The sequence below is a fragment of the Mesorhizobium sp. M7A.F.Ca.CA.002.04.1.1 genome (assembly GCF_004022805.1).
In the GTDB taxonomy this organism is placed as follows: Bacteria; Pseudomonadota; Alphaproteobacteria; order Rhizobiales; family Rhizobiaceae; genus Mesorhizobium; species Mesorhizobium ciceri.
Genome location: NZ_RZPL01000547.1, coordinates 1 through 4,031 on the forward strand (window position 1 = coordinate 1; position 4,031 = coordinate 4,031).

The 4,031-nt window shown below is 62.5% G+C and carries 4 protein-coding genes; all 4 read right to left on the reverse strand.

The window, feature by feature from the left end:
• A partial coding sequence (locus ENZ75_RS23855; RefSeq protein ID WP_127418781.1) for a DUF447 domain-containing protein occupies window positions 1-187 on the reverse strand: 187 nt, incomplete at its 3' end.
• A gap of 4 nt (window positions 188-191) precedes the next feature.
• Window positions 192-1,586 (reverse strand): DUF6513 domain-containing protein, encoded by a 1,395-nt coding sequence (locus tag ENZ75_RS23860; RefSeq protein WP_063167852.1) that lies wholly within the window; start codon window positions 1,584-1,586, stop codon window positions 192-194.
• A complete protein-coding gene (locus tag ENZ75_RS23865) occupies window positions 1,579-2,130 on the reverse strand; it encodes a flavoprotein (RefSeq protein WP_013532041.1) in 552 nt (183 codons plus the stop codon). The genes ENZ75_RS23860 and ENZ75_RS23865 overlap by 8 nt, the downstream gene beginning before the upstream one ends.
• 3 nt (window positions 2,131-2,133) lie before the next feature.
• Window positions 2,134-3,963, reverse strand: coding sequence for a (5-formylfuran-3-yl)methyl phosphate synthase (locus ENZ75_RS35290; RefSeq protein ID WP_082826446.1), 1,830 nt, complete (start codon window positions 3,961-3,963; stop codon window positions 2,134-2,136).
• Window positions 3,964-4,031 lie beyond the last annotated feature (68 nt).

Here is a 4,031-nt window from a genome sequence, read left to right on the forward strand (position 1 = left end):
AGACACGCGCGTCGTCAGTATAATTGGCGATGGCGAACGGCACTTCGGCGAGATTGTCGAGCGTGACCGACGGCCGGAACGGCGCGATAACCCAACCGTCATTCTCGGCAATGATGCCAATCGGCGCGATGTGGACGTTGCCTGCCTTATTGACCGTCGTGATGATCGATTCGCGAATGTAGGGCATGGTCCTAGCGCTCTTTCCTTGCGCGGAGCGTCTTGCCCGGCTCGGCAAGACGGGTACGGTCGGTTTCGGGTGCCGGCGCGGCAACGCCCCATGCGAGCGGCTCGTCCTGCACATAACGCTTGCCGAGCCGCCACGCGATCTCCGCCTTCATCAGTTCCGCGCCGAGGTAAAAAGCGTGTGCGCCGTCGGCGTTGACGTCCAGCCAGGCAAAAAGTTCGAACGCATCCGTGGCAACCGCATGCCCTTTGCTATTGAAAACATGGATGCCGTCCTCCGCTACCGCGATCCGGAAGTTGGCATCGCGCACCTGGGCCGCCAATGCCTCGATATCGTCGGTTGAGGCTGTGAAAGGCTTGCGATCGTGGACCTGCAACAGGCCTGGGTGATAGCCGCGCGGCAACGCGCCGTCCGTGCAAGCAGCCAACATGACGCGGCGGGCGATATCGTGCTCCTCGATCGTCCGCACCGTGTGTGGGCTGACATGCACCGTCAGCACGTTCCGGATCCGGAGTTCCGAGCAGAGCCCCGCTAGCACGGCTGTAACGCCGGAACTGTCGGCGTCGGTCAATTCGGTGAGATTGCCGGTGCCCATCAGCAATTCGATGTCCGGCCAACGGCGCCGCGCCTCGATGAAGCGCCCGAGTGAAACGGCGAAGCCGAAATGGATCGGGTCGAGCACGGGATCGGCAATGAAGGCGACGCCGGCCTTTTGTGCCGCGGTAATCGCCCGGCCGAGCGAATCCAGATCGCCGGGGATGGAGGGTATCAACACTGCCGTAGCCCGATGGTCGAAGATCAACGGCAGCGTGTTCTCATCGAGGCTGAGAAGATAGTCCGCGCCGGCGTGCGCACCGATCGACAGTTCGTCTGCGCTGGCCGAATCGACGCTGACCACAAACCCCTGTGCCTTGAGTGCCCGCACTGCCTCAGCCAGCAACGGAAACGGCGTCTCCGGCAGGCAGCCCAGATCGATGACATCCGCGCCGGCCGCAGCCAGCATCGAGGCCCTCGCCATCAGGGCCTCGACCGACAGCATCGGCGCATCGACGATCTCGGCGAAGATGCGCATATCGTGACGCGTCAGATCCGGCGGTTTGCCCGCCCGGCCAAGGAAGGCCGGAAGGTCGGCGATCTCGTCGGGGCCGCGCACAAAGGGCACGCCGAAATGCTCCGACAGGTGTTCGATGTTTCCCCGATAGCGTCCGGGCAGGATGACGCGGTCGACGTCTCCTGTCAGAGTGAGCCGACGCTTCACGATGTCCTCGCTCATCAGCGCGGCGACCTTGACGCCGACGTCGACGATTTCCCACACGAATTCGGTTCTGCCCAGCCCGGTCAGCAGCCGTTCCAGCCGCGCCTTGGCCAGATGGCCGGTAAGAAAAACCAGCCGCTCAGCCATCGCTTGCGAGTTCGGCCTGGCGCCGTGTGAGCGAGGCTTCGAGATCAGCGAGCGACTCGACCACCAGGGTCCGCTCGAAACTCTTCAACTGTTTGGTATTTTCCAGGTCGATCCTGCGCGGATAGACCTTGACCAGTCCGTGCGGTGCCTGGGTTTCGAGTTCCGGCGCAGTGTCGCAAGCAAAGACGATGGCTGGCACACGGCACTTTCCCGCTTGGGCAAAGACATTGGTGGCGAGCGTGTCGGAAATGCCATGCACGCATTTGGCGACCGTGTTGGACGTGGCCGGCGCCACCACGACCGTGTGATAGACACCGTGGTAGAATTCGCCGACCGGGATCGCGCTTGCGGTCTTGTCGTGCAGCACGCGCGTCGTCTCCGGGAAATCAAGTTTAAGCTTGTACATGCGCAGCACTTCGTTGGCGGCCTTAGACACGAAGACATCGCAATGTTCGAGCTGGCGAACAAGTGCGAAGCTCTCCGTAAAAAAATGCCCGGAACCCGTCAAAACCCACGCCCAGCGCGGCACATGCAGCTTCACCATCGGCTATCCCGCCTTCTTTGCCGACGACCCTGTTGAAGCCACTATCCGGATGCCGGGCAGCTTGCCCGACGCGAGCATCGCGCTGGCCCCGGCAGCATCCTTCGGACCGGCGAGATGGAAATCGATGCCGTCGGGCAGCATGGCGGCAAAGCCTGGGTCGACAATGCCTCGGGCCCTCAGGCTGTCAGCGGTATCGCTGTCGAAGAATGCACCGGTCTGCTTGACAAGCAACAGCGCGTTTGCGCCAAGCTTGCCGGCAAGCCAGGCGGCCAGAGAATCGGAGGTAATGTCCCAGGAGGCCGGAACATCCAGCGCCGGCAGTGCCAGTGACGACGGCAGCCACACCGGAACCTTCCCCGCCTCCAACACTCGCCCGATCTCGTCCAGCGACCGTGCCGGCGCCAGCCTTTCGTCCCGGTCGAGGATGACATGGCCGAACTGCTCCATGGCCAGGATCGCCATGGCATGAGCGGCGGTGTCGGAAAACTCCATGCTGGTCTGCGTCTCGCGCACATGGTCGGCAAAGAGCCCGCCGCCGGGCACGATGACGATCGGCAGCCTGGAACCCGCCAGCGCTGCGATCCAGCTCTTCATCTCCGCCGCATGGGCCGTGCTGCCGCCAAGCTTGACGATGGCCCGTCGAAGCATTTCGGGGCGCTCCTGGCGCGGCCGGAAAACAACGCTTCGGTCTTTTCGGCCAGCAATGCCGGAGGCAGCACCGCGTCCCGCCGATTGGCGCTTGCGTTCGATCTCAACGCCGACGCCGCCAGGGCCGAGCTCGAGCTTTTCCACCCTAACCGTGACGCGCACGACACGCTGGTTCTCCAGCACGTGCGCTGCCACCTGCTCGGCCAAAGCCTCGCTGAGCTGGATATGGCCCCGCGCGACGATGGTGCGAATGCCGTCCATGATGATGTCGTAGGAGAACACATGGCGCATGTCCTCGGGATGGTCGGTGATTTGCAGCACATCGGCGATCACATCAAAGCGCACTTTTTGAGTATGGCCATGCTCGAAGCTGTAGGCACCGATCTGGACCGGCAGAACAAAATCCCGCACAAAAATCCTGTCCGTGCCCAGTGTCGGGTCGGTGTCCGGCGAATAGCCTCTCGCTGCCAACAGGCGATAGTCGATACTCGATTGATCGCCGGTCCCGGATTCCGCTGGGATCAACTCGCGAATCTGCGAGACCGCCTCGGCGCTGATCGAACTCGTGCGACCGGAATGGCCACACAGCGCCCCCCGAAAGCCGAGAAAATCGGGAGCGAAAGGCAATAGGCGCGGAATATCCGGAGCTTCCAGCGATCCACTCAGGCCGACCATCAGACCGAGCGATTTCGTTCGATCGACGAATCCCGGAATACGCTCCGGCGGCAGATGATCGAGCAGCCGGCCCTTCCCCTTTTGCGCGGTATCAACCATCACGCCGTGGAAGCGATGCCTGGCGAACATCGGCAGAAGCTCGAAGTCCGGCGCCAGATCGGCAAACAGCACGGCAATCAGCTTCGTTCGTGCGGCGAGCGGTTCAAGCGCCTGTGCGCAGGCAGAGATATTTGCCGAAGGAAAAAATCCGATCTTCACATAGTCGACGCCGGTCGCCGCGATCTCTTCGGCCTTGATGCGGATCGTTTCGGGTTCCATCGGCAGGTCGCCGCAGACAGCGCTGACCGGAGCCCGACCCGCGATGAAAGAGATCGTTCGGAGCATAGTTTCCATGGACACCGCGCCCAGGGCTCCCGCCTTCGGGTCCTTCAGGTCGACGATATCGACACCTCCAGAAAGAGCGATCTCCGCCTCTTCGATGCCGGTGACGCTTGCCAGCATTCTGGTCATTTGAACAGTTTCTCCAGTTTGGAGGACAAGACGCTTTTATAGAGGCGGTCGATCCCCCTGCGCCACGT

Excerpts from the sequence above, each read along its gene's own strand:
- ENZ75_RS23865 (WP_013532041.1), bottom strand. The coding sequence starts at position 2,130 with ATGGTGAAGCTGCATGTGCCGCGCTGGGCGTGGGTTTTGACGGGTTCC.
- ENZ75_RS23860 (WP_063167852.1), bottom strand. The coding sequence starts at position 1,586 with ATGGCTGAGCGGCTGGTTTTTCTTACCGGCCATCTGGCCAAGGCGCGG.
- ENZ75_RS35290 (WP_082826446.1), bottom strand. The coding sequence starts at position 3,963 with ATGACCAGAATGCTGGCAAGCGTCACCGGCATCGAAGAGGCGGAGATC.